This is a genomic window from Rhodanobacter sp. AS-Z3 (assembly GCF_029224025.1).
GTDB lineage: Bacteria > Pseudomonadota > Gammaproteobacteria > Xanthomonadales > Rhodanobacteraceae > Rhodanobacter.
The window spans coordinates 3,558,477-3,576,277 of sequence record NZ_CP119392.1 but is presented as its reverse complement, the minus strand read 5'-3'; the positions used below and the strand labels follow the sequence as shown (position 1 = coordinate 3,576,277).

16 protein-coding genes are annotated in these 17,801 nt (G+C 62.8%); 10 read left to right on the top strand and 6 right to left on the bottom strand.

Annotation, left to right across the window (positions count from 1 at the left end; translation table 11 throughout):
- The first annotated feature begins 13 nt into the window (after window positions 1-13).
- Together mrcB and PY254_RS16045 are read left to right on the top strand one after the other, a co-directional pair.
- Window positions 14-2,377, top strand: a complete 2,364-nt coding sequence (mrcB, locus tag PY254_RS16050) for a penicillin-binding protein 1B (RefSeq protein WP_281013054.1) — start codon at window positions 14-16, stop codon at window positions 2,375-2,377.
- 2 nt (window positions 2,378-2,379) lie between these two features.
- Window positions 2,380-2,907, top strand: coding sequence for a tetratricopeptide repeat protein (locus tag PY254_RS16045; protein WP_281013053.1), 528 nt, complete (start codon window positions 2,380-2,382; stop codon window positions 2,905-2,907).
- Window positions 2,908-2,965: 58 nt separating this feature from the next.
- Here PY254_RS16045 and PY254_RS16040 read toward each other — a convergent pair whose 3' ends face one another.
- Together PY254_RS16040 and PY254_RS16035 are read right to left on the bottom strand one after the other, a co-directional pair.
- Entirely contained in the window at window positions 2,966-3,355 is a 390-nt protein-coding gene (locus tag PY254_RS16040) for an MAPEG family protein (RefSeq protein WP_281013052.1), read from the bottom strand.
- A 71-nt stretch (window positions 3,356-3,426) separates the two neighbouring features.
- The gene (locus PY254_RS16035) at window positions 3,427-3,972 is read right to left on the bottom strand and encodes a redoxin domain-containing protein (RefSeq protein WP_281013051.1); all 546 of its coding nucleotides are present in this window, start codon (window positions 3,970-3,972) and stop codon (window positions 3,427-3,429) included.
- Window positions 3,973-4,087: 115 nt separating this feature from the next.
- Here PY254_RS16035 and PY254_RS16030 point away from each other — a divergent pair, with 115 nt between their 5' ends.
- From PY254_RS16030 to PY254_RS16015, 4 genes are all read left to right on the top strand, one after another.
- The gene (locus tag PY254_RS16030; RefSeq protein ID WP_281013050.1) at window positions 4,088-6,043 is read left to right on the top strand and encodes a DNA repair helicase YoaA; all 1,956 of its coding nucleotides are present in this window, start codon (window positions 4,088-4,090) and stop codon (window positions 6,041-6,043) included.
- 124 nt (window positions 6,044-6,167) lie between these two features.
- Window positions 6,168-6,536, top strand: a complete 369-nt coding sequence (locus PY254_RS16025; protein ID WP_281013049.1) for a VOC family protein — start codon at window positions 6,168-6,170, stop codon at window positions 6,534-6,536.
- Between the two features lie 31 nt (window positions 6,537-6,567).
- Window positions 6,568-6,999, top strand: a complete 432-nt coding sequence (locus PY254_RS16020; RefSeq protein ID WP_281013048.1) for a nuclear transport factor 2 family protein — start codon at window positions 6,568-6,570, stop codon at window positions 6,997-6,999.
- Between the two features lie 382 nt (window positions 7,000-7,381).
- Window positions 7,382-8,329, top strand: a complete 948-nt coding sequence (locus PY254_RS16015) for a hypothetical protein (RefSeq protein WP_281013047.1) — start codon at window positions 7,382-7,384, stop codon at window positions 8,327-8,329.
- Window positions 8,330-8,835: 506 nt separating this feature from the next.
- Here the strand turns inward: PY254_RS16015 and lepB are convergent.
- The gene (gene lepB / locus PY254_RS16010; RefSeq protein WP_281013046.1) at window positions 8,836-9,510 is read right to left on the bottom strand and encodes a signal peptidase I; all 675 of its coding nucleotides are present in this window, start codon (window positions 9,508-9,510) and stop codon (window positions 8,836-8,838) included.
- Window positions 9,511-10,107: 597 nt separating this feature from the next.
- Between lepB and creD the strand changes: the two genes are divergently transcribed.
- From creD to PY254_RS15990, 4 genes are all read left to right on the top strand, one after another.
- The gene (gene creD, locus PY254_RS16005; protein ID WP_281013045.1) at window positions 10,108-11,454 is read left to right on the top strand and encodes a cell envelope integrity protein CreD; all 1,347 of its coding nucleotides are present in this window, start codon (window positions 10,108-10,110) and stop codon (window positions 11,452-11,454) included.
- Window positions 11,451-12,143, top strand: a complete 693-nt coding sequence (tsaB, locus tag PY254_RS16000; protein ID WP_281013044.1) for a tRNA (adenosine(37)-N6)-threonylcarbamoyltransferase complex dimerization subunit type 1 TsaB — start codon at window positions 11,451-11,453, stop codon at window positions 12,141-12,143. The genes creD and tsaB overlap by 4 nt, the downstream gene beginning before the upstream one ends.
- Window positions 12,144-12,467: 324 nt before the next feature.
- The gene (locus PY254_RS15995; protein WP_281013043.1) at window positions 12,468-12,992 is read left to right on the top strand and encodes an FHA domain-containing protein; all 525 of its coding nucleotides are present in this window, start codon (window positions 12,468-12,470) and stop codon (window positions 12,990-12,992) included.
- A 10-nt stretch (window positions 12,993-13,002) separates the two neighbouring features.
- Complete coding sequence (locus PY254_RS15990; RefSeq protein WP_281013042.1) at window positions 13,003-14,718, top strand: protein kinase domain-containing protein; 1,716 nt, start codon at window positions 13,003-13,005, stop codon at window positions 14,716-14,718.
- A 23-nt stretch (window positions 14,719-14,741) separates the two neighbouring features.
- Here the strand turns inward: PY254_RS15990 and PY254_RS15985 are convergent, their stop codons facing one another.
- The 3 genes from PY254_RS15985 to PY254_RS15975 form a co-directional block, all read right to left on the bottom strand.
- Entirely contained in the window at window positions 14,742-15,689 is a 948-nt protein-coding gene (locus PY254_RS15985; RefSeq protein WP_281013041.1) for a LysM peptidoglycan-binding domain-containing protein, read from the bottom strand.
- A 41-nt stretch (window positions 15,690-15,730) separates the two neighbouring features.
- On the bottom strand, window positions 15,731-16,579 hold the full coding sequence (locus PY254_RS15980; protein ID WP_281013040.1) for a PP2C family protein-serine/threonine phosphatase: 849 nt from the start codon (window positions 16,577-16,579) through the stop codon (window positions 15,731-15,733).
- A 132-nt stretch (window positions 16,580-16,711) separates the two neighbouring features.
- The gene (locus PY254_RS15975) at window positions 16,712-17,740 is read right to left on the bottom strand and encodes a YeiH family protein (RefSeq protein WP_281013039.1); all 1,029 of its coding nucleotides are present in this window, start codon (window positions 17,738-17,740) and stop codon (window positions 16,712-16,714) included.
- Window positions 17,741-17,801 lie beyond the last annotated feature (61 nt).

Genomic DNA, 17,801 nt, shown 5'->3' with positions numbered 1-17,801 from the left:
GGAATCCCCCACGTTGAGCTTCCTCACCCGTCTTCGCTCGATCGCCAGCCGCAGTTGGCCGTGGTTCCGCATTCCGTTCTGGATCGGCATGGGCCTGCTGGTCGGCTTCGTGCTGCCGTACACACTCGTGCTGAACAAGCGCGTGCAGGATCGATTCAACGATTTGGTGTTCGCCGTGCCCACCCGTGTCTACGCGCGGCCACTGCCGCTGGCGGAGGGAACGCCAATGACCTCGGCGGCGCTGGAACTGGAACTTACCTTCGCCGGCTACAGCAATGACGGCAAAGGCGAGGTGGCTGGCAGTTGGAAGAAAAGCGGTCTGAATTACGCGATTTCCTCGCGTGGCTATGCCGGCCCGGACGGTGGCGAGTTGCCCAAGCGCATCAACCTCACACTGGGCAGCGGTCTGGTCAAGGCGGTGCGCGATGCACACACTGGCAAAGCCATCGAACTGACCCATCTGGACCCGGCGCGTATTGCCACGCTATACGGCGCCAGCCAGGAAGAGCGCCGCTTCGTACACCTGGCCGACGTGCCGCCGCTGCTGGTCAGTGGCTTGCAGGCGGTCGAGGATCGCGACTTCAACCACCACATCGGCATCGACTTCAGCGCAATCGCGCGTGCCGCGTTTGCCAACCTGCGTGCCGGACATACCGTGCAGGGCGGCTCCACGCTGACTCAGCAACTGGTGCGCAATCTGTTTCTCAGCCGCGACCAGAACTTCACGCGCAAGATCAACGAAGCACTGATGTCGCTGCTGCTGGAAGCGCATTACAGCAAGGGCCGGATTCTTGAGGCCTACGTCAACGACGTCTTCCTCGGCCAGCAGGGCAGTCAGGCCGTGCATGGATTTGCCGCCGCGTCGGAGTTCTACTTCGGTCGGCGCCTGGAAGATCTGCGGCCGCAGGAAATCGCCTTGCTGGTAGGCATGGTCAAGGGGCCGAGTTATTACGACCCGCGCCGCGCACCGGAGCGCGCCATGGTTCGCCGCAACCTGGTGCTGAAGGAATTCTTCGAGACCAATCTGATCAACGCGGCGCAACTCAAGCTGGCGCAGGCGGCGCCGCTGGACATCGTCAGCAACGGTCAGTTGCCGCACAACCGTTTCCCCGCTTTCATGGACCTGGTGCGCAAGCAGATCACCGCGGACTTCGACGAAGATGCCTTGCGTGAAGGCAACCTGTCGATCTTCACCACGCTTGATCCGGCTGCACAGATCTATACCGAGCAGGCGATCACCACGGCGCTCAAGGGGCTGGGCAAACGCGGTGACGGCGTGCAATCAGCGGCCGTAGTCACCAATGCACACACTGGCAGCGTGCTGGCCGTGGTCGGCAGCAAGATTCCCGGTGATCCCGGTTTCAACCGCGCCCTGGATGCACGTCGGCCGATCGGCTCGACGATCAAGCCGTTCGTCTATCTGGTGGCACTGACCCAGCCCGAACGCTGGAACCTGGCGAGCCTGATGGACGACAGCCCGGTCAGCATGCGTCAGCCCGATGGCAGCCTGTGGACACCGCAAAACGACGACCATCGCAGCCACGATCCGCTGATCATGGTCGATGCGCTGGCGCATTCCTGGAACCTGGCGACGATTCATCTGGGTATGCAAGTCGGCCTGCCACGCATCCAGGCGTTCCTGCAGTCGTTCGATGTTGGCGAGATCAATCCCAGTCCGTCATTGTTGATCGGCGCGCTTGATCTGGCGCCACTGCAAGTGGCCCAGATGTACCAGTACCTTGCTGCGGATGGCCACGCGTTACCGCTGGTGGCGGTGCGCGGTGTGGTGGATGGCAACGGTCGCACGATCAAGCGCTACCAGGTGCAGGGCGGCGCCGGTGAATATCAGGAAGCGGTGCGCCTGACCACGTGGGCGATGCAGCAGGTGGCCGAATACGGCACTGCCAGTGCACTGGGCAATTCCGCACTCGCTTCGCTGCACGCGGCCGGCAAGACCGGTACCAGCAACGATATGCGCGACAGCTGGTTCGCCGGCTTTACCGGCGAGCATCTGGCGGTGTTCTGGATGGGTCGCGACGACAACAAGCCGACCACGCTGTTCGGTGCCACCGGCGGTTTGCGTGCGTGGCGCGACCTGTTTGCCAAGTTGCCCACGCGGCCGTTGTCGGGTGGGCCGGGCGAGGGTCTGGAAATGGCCTGGCTCAATCCCACCACCGGCAAGCGCACCGAGCCGCAATGTCCCAATGCACAACAGGTGCCGGTGATCGAAGGCACTGTGTCATCGGATACCGAAGGCTGCTTCTGGCAAAACCTGTTCGGTACCGGTGACACTCCACCCGCCGGTGCTGCACCGGCGACGACGCCTGCTGCTGTCCCTGTCATGCCTTCCGTGCCGTCCGTGCCGACTGGAAACTGATCATGTTGTTTCGCGCCAAAGAACTGCTGCTGCCCCTGATTCTTGCCGGTCTGCTGGGCGGCTGTGGCATGTTTGCCACGGCGCCGCCACCGCCGCCGCCCACCCCGCTGCCGACTTACGATCAGGTGGCGGCGATCCGCGCTGCAGGCGAGCGCGACAAATCGATCATCGCGGTGAATCCGTTGCGTGATCCCGGCGTCGACGCATTGCAGGATGCCGCGAAGCGTGACGAACAGCTGGGCAAGTACAGCGACGCCGCCGGCAAGTTTGACCAAGCCCTGAAGCTCAGTCCGGATTCACCCGAACTGCTGCAGGAACGTGCCGAGCTGGCCGTGCGTCTGAAGGATTTCACCGTGGCCGAGCGTCTTGCCCAGCGCTCGTGGTCACTCGGGCCGAAGCTAGGCCCGCTGTGTGCGCGTAACTGGCAAACCATCGTGGAAATGCGCCTGCAGGCCCGCGATCAGGCCGGCGCTGCGTCGGCCCGAAAGTGGGTGGCGCAGTGCCACAAGGCGGGCGTGCCGCGGTATTGAAGCAGTCGCCGGGGGAGTGCATCGTGTAGCCCTCTGGCGACAGCAACGCGGCAGCAAATCAGAACAACGCTGCCAGGATCAGCACGATGCCGACGATGCTTGCCGCCCAGACCAGCGTGCGCAGATAGGGAATGCCAGCGGCATACACCGGCACATACGCCAGGCGCCCCCAGAAATACAGCTGCGCGCCCAGCAGGGTCATGCTGTCATGCCGCTGCAGCACGAAGGCGAGCAAGACGGCCACGGCAAATAGCGGAAAGGTTTCGAGGAAGTTGTTGCAGGCACGAAACAGTCGCGCGGGAATGCCAGTCAACGGTTTGGCCACGCCATCACGAGCGCCCGCAGCCCAGCTCAGGCCGCGCTGGCTCACCGACCCGGTCGCGGCGAGTGCAATCTGCACCAGGCCCAGCACTACGCTCCACAACAGCATGCTCAGTTCAGTGGTCATTGCACGTATTCCCCGTTGGCGGTGATTGCATGGTGAACGATTGTTCGGGACGTTGCCAGTGGAACGCCTCGCTATCTGGAAGTCTTGCGTGACGGGACTTCCGACAGCAATCGTTCGACGTGTTCCAGTGGCATGCGGTCGCCGGCGTCACGCCCGTAATACGCCTCGACAATGCGGCCATGTCCGTCGATGAGGAAGTCGGCGGGCATCAAATTGCCGGTGTTGAGCCCCGCCAGTCCGACCAGACGCATGCCGCGCAGCAAGGTCGGCACACGCGTCACAATGGCCTTCAGCTTGCGCCATAGCGAACGCTCAATGCCGTAGATCTGGTGCGCGACCGAGTTGGGGTCAGCCGCCAACGGGAACGGTCGCGGTCGCTGGCCGGCGAAGCGCAGAACTTCCGCTTGCGTGGCGCTGAACACGGCAACGATATCCAGTCCACGCGCGGCCAGCTCCGCATGACGGCCGGTGAGTTCGTAGATGCGAAAGTTGCAGAAGGGGCAAGCCGCATCGCGGAAGAACGAGAGCAGGGTGAGTCGTCCATCGTGGTGCAGGGTGATCGGCCGGCCATGGATATCCACCAGATCAAGTGCGGGGGCGACTTCGGGTGCAAACACTCACGGTGATACTCCAGTGCTTCGCCGGACAATTGGCAGCCAGTTGATGCGATCCACAACGCGGAGGTTCCGCGCCTTGCTTTGTCATACCCCGCCGCTCCGCCATACTTGTCGGATGACTGACTTCGATGACAACGAGTCCGACGACATCGGCAACCTGCTGGGTGCCGAGGGGCCGTTCGCTCGCGAACTGCCGAACTTCGCCCCGCGTGCCGCCCAGCGGACGATGGCCCGCGCGGTGCAGCAAGCGATCGACGGGCGCGACACGCTGGTCGCCGAGGCTGGCACCGGCACCGGCAAGACTTACGCCTATCTCGTTCCCGCACTGTTGTCTGGCGAGAAAGTGATCATTTCCACCGGCACCAAGGCGCTGCAGGATCAACTGTATTTCCGTGACTTGCCGAAGGTGCGTTCGGTGCTCGACGCGCGGCTGAAGACGGCGCTGCTGAAAGGTCGCGCCAATTACCTGTGCCTGTATCGACTGGATCAGACCGTGCGCGAAGGCGCCAGTTTCGATCGCGTGCAGGCAGCACAACTGGCGACGATCCGCGCATGGTCGGCGCGCACCTGGCGTGGTGATCGCATGGAGCTGGCCGAGGTGCCGGAGGAGTCTTCATTGTGGCCGCGGGTGACCTCCACCGCGGAAAATTGCCTTGGCGTGGAGTGTCCGTTCTACGACGACTGCCATGTGTTCAAGGCGCGCCGCGAGGCGATGGAGGCCGACGTGGTGGTGGTCAATCACCACCTGTTGTTCGCCGACCTCGCGTTGAAACAGGAAGGCTTCGGCGAAATCCTTCCCGGCGCGGCGGCTTTCATCCTCGACGAGGCGCATCAGATTCCCGAGCTGGCCGGCCAGTTCTTTTCGCAAAGTCTCAGCGCACGTCAGCTCACCGATATGACGCAAGATGCGCTGACCGAGTGCAGCGGTATCACCGGCGCGATCGGCCTGTTGCTGGAGCCGGTCGAAGCACTGCAGGACGCCTTGCGCAAACTGCGTCTGGCGATGGACTCGCTGCCTTCACGCGGCGCGTTTACGCTGCTCGATGAGCGTGCCGAGGTGCGTGCGTCACTACGTGATCTTGGCGATTTGTTGGCCACCTTGACCGAGCTGCTGGCTTCGCAGGCCGAGCGTTCGCGTGGCTTCAGCAACCTGCACGAGCGCGCCAAGGTGTTCAGTGATCGACTGGAACGCATCGTCGAATCGCACGGTGACCAGGACGTGCGCTGGTACGAAACCTTTCCGCGCGGCTTCGCGCTGTATGCCACCCCGCTGGATCTCGCCGCGCCGATGCGCGACCTGCGCGAGCGCACCCAGGCGGCATGGATACACACCTCGGCGACCTTGTCGGTGGCGGGCAACTTCGATCATTTCACGCGTCAGCTCGGCCTTGAAGAACCACGGACGCTGAGTCTGGAAAGTCCGTTTGACTATGCGCATCAGGCGCTTTGCTATCTGCCAGCCGGTTTGCCCGACCCGAATGCGCGTGACTACACCGAACAGGTGATCGAGGCCGTGCTGCCGGTGTTGCACGCATCGAAAGGCCGCGCCTTCCTGCTGTTCACTTCGCATCGCGCGCTGCGTCGTGCGGCGGAGTTGTTGCAAGACAAAGTGCCGTGGCCGCTGTTCGTGCAGGGCACTGCGCCACGCCCGCGGCTGCTGGAAGAATTTCGCGCTAGCGGCCACGGCGTGTTGCTCGGTGCGGCGAGTTTCTGGGAAGGCGTCGATGTGGTCGGCGAAGCACTCAGCGTGGTGGTAATCGACAAGCTGCCGTTCGCTGCGCCAGACGATCCCGTGTTGATGGCGCGTCTGGCCGCACTGGAACAGTCCGGCATCAACCCCTTCATGGGTTGGCAGGTGCCCAGTGCAGCCATCGCGCTGAAGCAGGGCGCTGGCCGGCTGATTCGCGACGTGCGCGATCGCGGCGTGCTGGTGTTGTGCGATCCACGGCTCACCAGCAAAGGCTACGGCAAACTGTTCCTGGCCAGCGTGCCGCCCATGCCGCGCACACGGGAGCTGGCGGATGTGCAGGCTTTCTTCGATGATGCGACCGTAGCTGACTCTTCCCCGTAGGAGACCGCTAGCGGGCGATGCTCTTTAACGGGGAACGGGGAACGGGGAACGGGGAACGGGGAAGAGATAAGACATCGCCCGCGAGCGGGCTCCGGCGCGAAGCTGGATACAGCGAGGCAATAGCATGGCCAAGGCAATCGGACTGGGCGGCATCTTCTTCAAGTCACGCGATCCCGCTGCGCTCACCGCGTGGTATGTGAAACACCTCGGCCTCACTGCCGAAGCCTGGGGTGGCGTGCGTTTCGACGAAAACGCACAACGCCCCGGTTATACGCTGTGGTCACCGTTCGCCGCCGATACCGACTACTTTGGCCCCGGCCCGCAAACCTGCATGATCAACTTCCGCGTCGACGACCTCGACGCGCTGCTGGCGCAACTGCGCGCCGACGGCGTCTCGGTGGACGATCGCATGGATGAAAGCGAGTTCGGTCGCTTTGGCTGGATCACCGATCCCGACGGTAGTCGGGTCGAGCTATGGCAACCACCTGGGTAGTCGCCTGCCGTCGTCGCAACGGAGTGATGCCGTGAGCCGAACATCGAACAGTGGTCGAGATCAGGTAACACATCCCGCCGAACCCGAACTGGTTACGGCGCCTGAGCTGCTGACCGTGCTGGAAGAATTGCGTCGACGCGAACCGATCTTCCATCGCCCCGAATTCGGCAGCACCCGTGCTGACTTCGAACGCATGGCCGCTGAAGACTTCTGGGAAATCGGCGCATCCGGTCATCGCTACAGCCGCGCTTACGTACTCCACGTACTCGAACATCGCACTCCCGACCCCGCCGAACACACCTGGATAACCCGCGACTTCCATTGCCGCGAACTCGGTGCGAAAACCTACCTGCTTACCTATACGCTGGAGCAGGGCAAACGCGTGAGTCGCCGCAGCACGATCTGGCGGCGCACTGCCGACGACTGGGCGATCGTGTTTCATCAAGGCACGCTGGTGGCGTAGTTGCGGGGCCGCAGTTGCTAGTGACGAAAGACTGCATCCGACCCGTTGCTGACGTTGACGACTGTCCGCTCTGGGGAAGCGTGGTGCGTTAGCGAACTTTGCGATTTGTAACAGCTAAGCATCAGACGAAGCCTCATGCTGGTCATCCGCGCTGAGCCTGTGCTTGCGACAATTCTCATCGGACCTTGTGCCGGCCCGGCGTTCTTCACTATCGCGGCAGACTGTTCCTCGCTGAACCTCGTCTTCTTGATGCAGGACTCCATCGTGTCGAAAAATATACTTTCACGTGGATCGAATTACGAGGACACTACAACTTCACGCTCGTCCCGACTATGGTGCGTCAGTCGTGTCTGGCGAAGCCGGAAACGGTGGTGGATTAGACATGAGCTTGGAGGCTGGAATTATGGCAGGGATGTTGTTTAGCCGTCTGAAGCGACAGATGCGTGTGGCGAAATTCTTTGTAGTAGCGCAAAGCGATCGATTGCCGACAAGCCACAAAACATATGCGAGGAATGAGCACAAGCTCGTCACCACGCCACGGTCACGTTTGATAGTCGCCGCGATGGCTTTGTTATGCACAACTGCGGCTGGTGCGGCCACCATCAAGACCATCGTCGCCAACAGCCCACTCCTTTGTCGGCAGTTCCTAACTATGGTGAAGGTGGCAGGTGTTCCGAAGATGGGAGACAAGCAACTGTGCGATTTTCGGTTTGAACGGCTTCTCTCTTCAAAAACCAAGCACTTCACCACCATTGATTGGAAGCCGCTTGAGGTGAAAGACCCGTTAGCGATGTACCGACATATGCGGATGGCCAACGTTCAAGGGCCTCCTGCGAACGACGGGCCGCCCTGGCCGGATCTCATGAATGCGGTCGCTGAAGCGGCTGCAGACCACGACGTTGGCTTCTACACGACTCAGGTGCAATTGCAGGGTAAAGGCCCGAAGGTCACAGTGGTCGAGATGGACGTCTTGAGGAACTGTAGCAACTTGCCAAGGTTCATGCGCCATGTGGGTGTTCCGTATTTCGCAATGTACAAAGACGTTGGGTTGCAGCATCGGCTGCGGTTTTGGATTCCACACGAACGTTCGCAAATGATGTTGTGGAACCACAATGGATTGCAGATGCCCGTTTTGCTGGGTATACAGCCATATTGGGGTGCTCCAATTGGGGGAGGTTTACCTCACTCATACTTGAACGTGGTAACACTGGACACATTGGTGCCTGATAACATGCCAGCTGGCGAGTTTCACGACACCGTATCCAATTACGGTGTGTGCGCTTATGACTTGTGGTCCAAGATCAAGCCTATTGGGGCAGAACCACCTTAGGAAGCGGCAGGCCATGAATGGCGGTCTGCATCTCTATCTGCGTAAGGGGCGCTGGCGTTCACACCTTGACTGTAAGCGCTTGGTTCTTCTGTATTGCTCGATACCAACAGTCCATGGAGCTTCCTCCCGAATGAGAGTTACGCGCGCAAGGTGCAATTCAAGATCGCAGGTTGCGGTGGCGTCTAGGAGAATGGGAGACGGCATCCGCGCTGCGAATGGATGCCCATTGGCAGCTTTGGGGCGGATCGAAGAAGGCGGCGACCAGGCAGATCATGGCCGGATAGCGACCACCAATGGATAGTCGCAGGTAGACGTGAAGCAGTGGGTCGAGACCGTCCGCTATGCGGCAGTTCGGTTCAACGAACGGATGTCCGCAATTGGCCGGCTGCTGACACTCACCATTACCTGCGCGCAGACGGCTTCGATCTGAGCGCTCTCAAGCGGTGCATGGTTCACGCTGGGCTGGCCGCGACGATTTTGCGATGCGAGACAGCGCGGTTTACCCGTCAGTCCAGCGCCTTACCAAAGCGATCCCCGCGTGGCAGGCAGTGTTGCTGCGGATCGAGTGAAACGATCACACGACGTGCGCGGCCGACGATTTCATCGCGAGCAAAGAAACCGAAGTAGCGCGAGTCCATGCTGTTGTCGCGGTCGTCGCCGAGCAGCAGGTATTGGCCCGCCGGCACCTTCACTGGCCCGAAGCTGCTGATCGGACTGGGGTGCTGGTCGGACAGGCGAATGGCGTGATGCAGCGTGCCGTCGCGTTCGGTCTGATAGTGCGCGGGATCGCGCAGATCGTCGTGGATGCCGGTGTAGCTACTGGCTGCGTAACTGGCGGCATGACCGTTGATGAAGATCACGTTGCCGCGCATGGCGACTTCGTCACCCGGTATCCCAATGACGCGTTTCACCAGTCGCTCGTTGGCGGCGTGCGAGTCCAGCACCACGATTTCGCCGCGTTGCGGATCGGCCAGATGCAGCAGCGATACATGAGTCAGCGGCAGGCGAATATCGTAAGCCACCTTGTCGACCAGGATGCGGTCGCCAATGCGGATGGTTGGTTGCATCGAGCCGGTTGGCACCACGTTCCAGTCGGCCACGGCGCTGCGGAACATGATCATGCACAGCATGAAGGTGATGAAGCCGCGGTTGCGGGTCAGAAAGCGGATGAGCGTGCGCATGCCAATCTCCAGTCGAGTTCTATCGATGCAACGGCGATGCGCGAGCGGCAGCAGCATCTCGAAAGGCTGACCACCCCGATGGCGGGAAGTTTCAGGCCATGGAAGGAGCTATTGGCTTGAAGGGCTCCATGTGAAGCCGTGGGCAGGTTTGATCCGCGCGTCATGGAATGACATCACGCGGAAGACCGATGCGGCCTGTGCACGACATGATTCATCCACGAAGGCTTCCGGGGTTGCGTTCGCGGCCCCTTGGGCGCATCGACACGGTGTACCTCCGGTTGATCTCCCCGGGCCGAAACATCCTTCGCGCCGCCATGGAGAGTCGCGACACCTCTGCGAGGCGCATGAGCTACGGCAGGCCGTGATCCGACTTTTGGGGCAGACATTGGGGTGGACCGCTGGCTCGAACGGGTGGGTGGCCAATGGGTGGCGTACCTGCATAGATGGCTCCACGTCGCTCGCCGTTCATGGTGGCCGGAAGTTGGTTCGCCAGCGTCTCTCCCAGGCCACGCCGTTGCCCGTGAATGGGCAGATCTTGACGCGTACATGCCCGTTGCGGCTGTTCTCATGCAGGCTCCATTTGGGGAGTACGCGCGCATGAGTTCATGGACACAGACCGTCACGGCCAAGGTGCTTGGCATCGGGGTGCTGGCGTTGTTGATGACGATACCGCTGATGCAGGTGAGCGGTTTGGTCAGCGAGCGCCAGCAGTTGCGCAGTGATGCGATCAAGCAGATTGCGCAGGGTTGGGGCGGCAACCAGGTGCTGGGTGGACCGGTGCTGGTGGTGCCAACGCTGCGACAGGTGACGGTCGAAGGGCAGGGCGCAACACGCTGGCAGGAAGGCAGCGAGAGTGTGCTGGCCGAGGCACTGAAGCTGGACGTGGCCATGGCGGTGACCACGCGGGGCTACGGCATCTACAGCGCGCCGGTGTTTGTCGCCACGGTGAAACTGGCTGCCCAGTTTCGCGCGGAGGACCTCGCCAGTTATCGCCAGGCCAGCGATGCGCCATGGCAGGGTGGCAAGGCTGAATTGCGCTTGCCGGTAGGTGATCTGCGCGGTCTGCAGGAAATTTCCGAGTTGCGCGTCAACGGTGTGCCGACGCGCTTCGAGTCGTCGGCGGATCGACTCGGTGGGTCGCCCACCGTGGTGGTGCCGATCAATCTGGATGCCTTGGGTAGCCAGCCTATCGATGTGCAGATCAGCCTGAAGCTGGCCGGTACCGAAGCCCTGCAATTGTTGCCGCTGGCGCGCAGTACCGAGGTGACGATGCGTGCGCCGTGGCGCGATCCCAGCTTTGTCGGCGCGGCGCTGCCGCTGGAACACAGCATCGACGCGAACGGTTTCAGCGCGCGCTGGCATTTGCTGGATCTCAATCGCAGTTACGGTCAACACTGGAGCGAAGCCGACAACATGAAGTCGGCATTGCAGGCGTCAACCTTCGGCGTGCAGTTGTATCAGCCGGTGGATGTCTACCAGCGCAATGTGCGTGCCGGCAAATACGGGCTGCTGTTTATCGCAATGACCTTCATGGCGTTCTTCCTGTTCGAGGTGCTCAAGCGGCTGCGTGTGCATCCGGTGCAGTACCTGCTGGTGGGCGCGGCGCTGGCAACGTTCTACGTGGTGTTGCTGGCGCTGTCCGAGCAGATCGGCTTCGGCCCGGCTTACGCACTGGCAGCGTTTTCAGTCGCGGTGCTGGTCGGTGGCTACGCGATGGCCGTGCTGCGTGCGAAACGCTCGGGATTACTGCTTGGCGGGGTGTTGGGGCTGATCTACGCCATGCTTTACGGACTTATCGCGGCGGAACAATACGCCTTGTTGATCGGCGCCCTGGTGCTGCTGGCCATGGTTGCGCTGATGATGTATCTGACCCGCCGCATCGACTGGTATGCGTACGTACCGACCTCGGCCGAGCCGACAGCCGCTATCATGGACGAATCATGAATCTGCTCGCGATCGAAACCGCCACTGAAGCCTGCTCCGTTGCCCTGATCCACGGCGACGAATTGATTGCCCGCAGCGAAATCGCGCCGCGTCGACATACCGAGTTGGTGTTGCCGATGGCCGACGACCTGCTTGCCGAAGCGGGCATTGCCCGATGCGCGCTGGACGCCATTGCCGTGGGACGCGGCCCCGGCGCGTTCACCGGCGTGCGGCTGGGCGTGTCGCTGGCCCAAGGCATGGCGCTGGCGCTGGATCTGCCGGTGATCACCGTTTCCTCGCTCGCTGCACTGGCGCTGGAAGCACCGGAAGAAGAGGGCACGGCCATCCTCGCCGTGATCGATGCGCGCATGGGCGAGATCTACGCCGCCTGCTACCGCCGCGACGACAACGGCGGACTGATCGCGCTGGATGAGGAGCGTATCTGCACCGCCGAGACGCTGGTTCTGCCCAAGGCGGATGCGTGGCAAGTGGTCGGCAGCGGCTGGGCCACTTACGCCACCGTGTTGTCGCAGCGCCTCACTGGCACGCTGCATTCTGCCGATGGCCATTGCTATCCGCAGGCGGCGCATGTCGCCGAGCTGGCCATGCGCGAGTTCAGGGCCGGTCGCGGCCTGGCGCCTGAGTTGGCGCTCCCGGTTTACCTGCGCGACAAAGTGGCGCTGACCTTGGTGGAGCAGGGCAAAGCGTAGCGGTAGGGCTGCTCCCACGGCGCTTCGCAGCCACTCAAGATTCTCCCATCCATGCCGCTACGCCTATTTGCGATGGGCCCGGAACGGGTGGTTATGGCGCACGGCCTTGTCCCCCGGTTAACAACGGGTAAACAGCGCGGTGGCGTGATGAAGAACTTCACGTGCGCACTGGCATGCTGGTCACGCCACGTAACCGGCGCACCCACGGCGGTCTGATGTTGCGGAAGCGGCATGCCTCACCAAGGTGGTGTGGTTTGCTTTCCCGCTGCGCTTGGCGAGGCAGTGAGTTACAGCAGCGGACTAATTCCACCCCTGAGTTTTTTGATGAACAGCCCTGATAAAAACCCGCTTCACCTTGTCGGAAAGCGGTCTGCGGGGCCGCAAGGCACCCAACTGTTTTCCGCAGCGGAATTGCGTCAGTACGCCAGTGAAATGGAGCAGGCACCGGACGGTCGGGCCAGCGTTCACGAGCCGGTATTGGAAGGCCTCAGCGCCGGATTCGAAGGCCGCCGGTTTTCGTTGCGCTCAGGCCGGCAAACCCTGGGGCGGGGCAGCAACAACGACATTGTCGCGGACGACCCCAGCGTGTCGTCGGCTCACGCCTGGATCATCAATCAGCACGGGCACTACGTGATCATGAATACGCTGTCCACCAACGGCACGTTCGTGAACGACAAGCGCATCCACGAAGCGATCCTGAAACACGGTGACCACATCCGGCTGGGCCAGGCAGAGTTCGTGTTTCTGACCCGCGAGCGCGGCCTTGCTGGTGCGTCGCGTTTACGCTGGGTGGCGGCCGGCTTGCTGGTGCTCATCGCGCTGGGCGCCGCTGCCTGGTGGTTGCTCTGATACCGACGCCGTGAGCGAGCCAGCCGTGACGCAGAACGTGGGTCGCTACCGTATCGATGGCGTGTTGGGCGAGGGCGCCATGGCGGTGGTCTACGCTGGCTTCGATCCGGACATCGAGCGCGAGGTAGCGATCAAATGCCTGCATCGGGAGGTCGCTGCCGATCCTGCCTACCGGCAGCGGTTTCTGGTCGAGGCCCGGGCAGCAGGCCAGCTGACCCATCCGCATATCGTGACGGTGTTCGATGCCGGGGAAACCGGCGACGGCCGTGCTTACATCGCGATGGAACGGCTGTCGGGCGAGACCCTGGCCAGTCGTGTTGCGCGTGAAGGGTTTCCACCGCTGCCGGCGATCATCGAGTTGATCATGCAGGTCGCTGCTGCGCTGGATTATGCGCATGCGCACGGCGTCGTTCACCACGACATCAAACCCGAGAACATCATGCTGGCCGACGGCTGGCAGCAGGCCAAGGTCAACGACTTCGGCATCGCCGATCTGCGCCGGTCACTCGGCGACGGCGACGCGCTGCGCGCGGAGGTTGCCGGCACCCCGGCCTACATGGCTCCGGAACATTTGCGCGGTGAGCGGACCGACGCACGCAGCGATCTGTTTTCGCTGGGCGTGGTGCTGTACTGGCTGCTTGCGGGAAAATTGCCATGGCGCGATATCGCGGACGTGCGCGAGTTGATGCTGGAGCGCCAGCGGTTACCTCGGCCGGCGCTGCAGCCGCGCGATCCATCCACCCCGGCGATCCTGCTCGATATCGTGCATGCCTTGCTCGCCCCCGCGCCTGCGGAGCGTTATCAGCAGGGCGCCGAGGTAGTCGAGGATCTGCGCCTTGCCCGGCGCGAATGCGAGCGGCGCGCTGAAACGCCACTGGCCACTCGTCTGCTCTCTCTGCGGATGCGCTGGGTCGGTGTCCTCGGCGTTCTTTTGAGTGTGACTTTGCTGTTGGGTTTGGCCGCTATCCATGCCAAACAGAATGCAGCCATTACCGGGCTGGCGCGGGATTTTGGTAGTTCGTTGGGGCGCATGGTCGCCAGCGAATCGGCCGAGGACCTGCTGCTGGGTGATCGTGCGGCCACTCGGGCGCTGGTTCAGGACATCGCCCGAAATCAGCAGATTCATTATCTGGCAGTGGCAGACCGGGGTGGCGAGATCATTGCCAGTACCCGGCCCGATCAGGTCGGTCAAAAGCTGCCTGCGCTGAGCGGGCAGCAGGCATTGTCGCCATCGGGTGATATCCAGGGCTATCGCAGCAGCATGATCAACGGCAGCGGGCTGGACGAGATGTTGCTGTTCGATGTGCCGGTCCATTATCAATCGGCGGTGGTGGGCGAGTTGCGCCTCGGGATCAGTGACGCACCACTTCGGGCGGCACAGAAAACCACGCTGTGGGTGATCATTGCCGTATTGCTGGCGACGCTCGCGGTGGTGGTCGGCGCCGCCTGGTGGATGTCGCGACGGCTGCTGAGCTTGCTGGATATGCTTGGCAACGCGTTGCTCAAGGTGGCACACGGCGACTTCCGCTACCGGATTCGGCTGGTTCGCCGCGATGAGTTGGGGCGGTTGTTTGCTACCTTCAACGTGATGAACAGGGCATTGCAGGCCACGCCGAATCGGCTCAAGGACTCGCCCCCACCGGCGCAGACCGAGGATATCGCGCGACCGACGCAAATCCTCTCAGCTGCGGATCGCCCAGCCGGTAGCCGGTCACCGCGCGGCTAGCGCGGCACGCACTTCACCTGCTGTCAGAGTTGCTTGAGTCGACGCTTGAGTTCGAGTGCGCGGGTTCGATAGACGATCGCTGGTTCGTAATGTGGATCAAGCGCCAGTACGCGATCCCACAAGGCTATCGCTGCGTCTAGGCGCTGGTCGCGATACAGCACCACGGCGCGCTGGTGGAGTGAGGTCAGCAGATCCTTGCGCAAGGCCAGGGCGCCGATGCCGTCGGGCTGCAATTGGGGGTCGGCGATCAGTGCTTCGTCGAGCCGCGCCAGCGCCTGCTCCTTGTGGCCCTGATCGAGCAGAACCAGGCTTTCGCGCTGCAGCCGTTTCGCCTTGGTTGCGGGTGATTCCCGGGCCGGAGGCCGGTCTTCCGCAACCGTCGGCGAGATGGCAATGGCCGATATTGCCGGGGTGTTTGCGCTGGCCTCGCTGGCGGTGGGTGCTGCGCCAGCGATTGCGGTCGGCACTTGCACCGTCTCACCCACGCGCAGCAGCGACGGATTGGTCGAGTGGTTGTAGCGGGCGAGGATCAGAAACAGACTGCCGTCACCCAGATAGCGAGCCGCCAGCGTGCTGTAGCTGTCACCGGACTGCACGATATGGGGTTGCGATGTATGCCCCAGCCACTGCTCCGGATTGGCGGTCAGTTGGCTCAGCATGGCCTGCGCTGACCGGTCACCGCGATGCTGCACAAGATACCGGCGCAGCGCCTGTTCGCCTTCCGCATAGTGGCCGTGCTGAAGCTGGTCGTTGACGATCGCCGCGAGTGACGGGTCGCTGCTGGTTGCCGTCGTACGGAGCGGCGTCGTACGGGTGCGCTCCGTCGAAGTAGCGGTTGGCTGCTTGCCGGTCCGTGACTTGAGCTTGCCCAACTGTGCGCAGCCTGACAGGGCCAGAAGGGCCAGTAGCGCCGCCACAGGGATGCATGCCGGCAAATGCCGGCGGTGGTGCCGTGGTCGAATCAAGGTCATGCGTTGTGCTCCATTCGGCCTGACTATCAGGCCACCAGATCTCACCCGGGACCAGCGGCACGGCTGGTCCGTCGTGATCCCGGCCGGCGAGTGTAGCGGGCCAGCCATTCTTTCCAGCCTACCCGGGTGAGAATCAACGCCACGTTGTCGCAGTCCACTCCGCCGCGTTCCAGCACCTGTGTCAGCGCCTCGCGCAGGGCCTCGGGCTGATCGCGTCGGCGCGCGAATTCGCCCAGCTCCCGAGTCGACAGATTCTCCCAGACCCCATCACTGCACAGGGCAAACGTCTGCCCCGGGCGCAACAGCGCGCCACCATGATCGACTTGCGGTGGCTGTGCTCCGCCGAGTCCCCGCAGCAGCTTGTGCTGTTCGGAGTCGTTACCCCGTTGGTTTGCGGCCAGTTCGCCGCGGCGAACCTTGAGTTGGGTCACGCTGTGATCTTCGGTGCAGTCCAGGCAGTGCCGGCCCTGGAAACGGTATAGACGGCTGTCCCCCACGTGCGCCCAATACGCACGATTACCCCGGGTCAGCAACGCCACCACGGTTGAATGTGGCTCGCCATGGGTCAGGCCGCGACCCCGCTGACGCAGCTCGGCATGAGCGTCCTGGCACAAGGTTTCGAGGAACAGCGCTCCGGGTTGGTCGCGCCAGTGCCCCTGTTCCCACAAGCGGCGGGTGACCTCGATGACGCCGGCCGACGCGAGTTCGCCAGCGCCGTCGCCACCCATCCCGTCAGCCACGACCAGCAAGCGCGCGTCGTGCTCGGGATCATGCAGACAAATCAGGTCGTCCTGCTGCGTCGCGCGACCACCGCGAGCACGTCCGGCGGCGACCAGCGACGAGGTTTGCGTCTCGATCTCGTTGTCCATCGTCCAGTAGCCCCGGCTCATGGCGGCCGCACCGCCGAAGCAGTCCCGCAACATTTGTCGCGCAGTATAGCTTTCGCACGTGCCCCGTCGTGCCGCACGACACGCTCACCGCCGGAAACCGTGACGCACGTGCGCTTGGCGATCAATCTGAACTCAAAGTTGCCCGATCACCAGCTGCACCAGCAAGCTGCTCACCGCCACCGCAATCCACACGCCCAGGCCAAGCAGGATGGGGCGGGGGCCGCTGGAGATCATCTTGCGGACGTTGGCCGACAAGCCGATCGCGGTGAGCGCCACGATGATCAGGAATTCGGCCAGCAGGTGCAGCGAAGGCTGGATGGCGACGGGAATGAAGCCGGCGGTGCGCAGCCCCGAGGCCACCAGGAACCACAGGATGAACCAGGGGAAGATGCTGGCCAGACTGAACTTGCCAGTGCTGCCGGCTTCGGCGTGCTTGCGCTTCTCGCGGGCGGCGACCACGAAGGCCAGCACCAGGCAAACCGGAATGATCAGGGTGGCGCGGGTCAGCTTGACGATGGTGGCGTAGTCGCCGGCCGCGTGGCTGTAGCTGTAGCCGGCGGCGACCACGGACGAGGTGTCGTTGATGGCGGTGCCGGCCCACAAACCGAAGCCGAGGTCGGACAAATGCATCAGGTGGCCGAGTAGTGGGAACAGCAACACAGCGACCACGTTGAACAGGAAGATGGTGGAGATCGCGAACGCGGTGTCGTGATCGTCGGGGCGAATGATCGGAGTCACCGCAGCAATCGCCGAGCCGCCGCAGATCGCCGTGCCCACGCCAATCAGGATCATCAGTTTGTCATGCACGCCCAGCCAGCGGCCGAGTGCCCAGGCCGACAGGAAGGCCACGGTCATCGTGACCAGCGTTACCGACAGCGACTCGAGCCCGGTCTTCGCGACCTGGTCCAGGCTGAGCCCGAAGCCCAGCGCAATGATCGACCACTGCAGCACTTTCTTGCCGGCGAACGCGATGCCCGGCGTATAACGCGTGCCCAGCGACAGCGCATTGCCAACCACGATGCCCAGCACGATACCGATCACCGGGCCGCCGATCAGCGGCATCCACCGACCCAGCAGCCAGGCCAACAACGAAATCGCCACGGCCAACAGCAGGCCGGGCGCACGTTGCAGCAAGAGGTTGGGGGTGGTGGTGCTGGACATGATGGACTCCTGTAATGGCCGTCATTGTCCGCTTGCGCTGTGATAAGTAGAACTTTGAATA

Excerpts from the sequence above, each read along its gene's own strand:
- PY254_RS16045 (WP_281013053.1), top strand. The coding sequence starts at position 2,380 with ATGTTGTTTCGCGCCAAAGAACTGCTGCTGCCCCTGATTCTTGCCGGT.
- PY254_RS16040 (WP_281013052.1), bottom strand. The coding sequence starts at position 3,355 with ATGACCACTGAACTGAGCATGCTGTTGTGGAGCGTAGTGCTGGGCCTG.
- PY254_RS16030 (WP_281013050.1), top strand. The coding sequence starts at position 4,088 with ATGACTGACTTCGATGACAACGAGTCCGACGACATCGGCAACCTGCTG.
- PY254_RS16025 (WP_281013049.1), top strand. The coding sequence starts at position 6,168 with ATGGCCAAGGCAATCGGACTGGGCGGCATCTTCTTCAAGTCACGCGAT.
- PY254_RS16015 (WP_281013047.1), top strand. The coding sequence starts at position 7,382 with ATGAGCTTGGAGGCTGGAATTATGGCAGGGATGTTGTTTAGCCGTCTG.
- lepB (WP_281013046.1), bottom strand. The coding sequence starts at position 9,510 with ATGCGCACGCTCATCCGCTTTCTGACCCGCAACCGCGGCTTCATCACC.
- creD (WP_281013045.1), top strand. The coding sequence starts at position 10,108 with ATGAGTTCATGGACACAGACCGTCACGGCCAAGGTGCTTGGCATCGGG.
- tsaB (WP_281013044.1), top strand. The coding sequence starts at position 11,451 with ATGAATCTGCTCGCGATCGAAACCGCCACTGAAGCCTGCTCCGTTGCC.
- PY254_RS15995 (WP_281013043.1), top strand. The coding sequence starts at position 12,468 with ATGAACAGCCCTGATAAAAACCCGCTTCACCTTGTCGGAAAGCGGTCT.
- PY254_RS15985 (WP_281013041.1), bottom strand. The coding sequence starts at position 15,689 with ATGACCTTGATTCGACCACGGCACCACCGCCGGCATTTGCCGGCATGC.
- PY254_RS15980 (WP_281013040.1), bottom strand. The coding sequence starts at position 16,579 with ATGAGCCGGGGCTACTGGACGATGGACAACGAGATCGAGACGCAAACC.
- PY254_RS15975 (WP_281013039.1), bottom strand. The coding sequence starts at position 17,740 with ATGTCCAGCACCACCACCCCCAACCTCTTGCTGCAACGTGCGCCCGGC.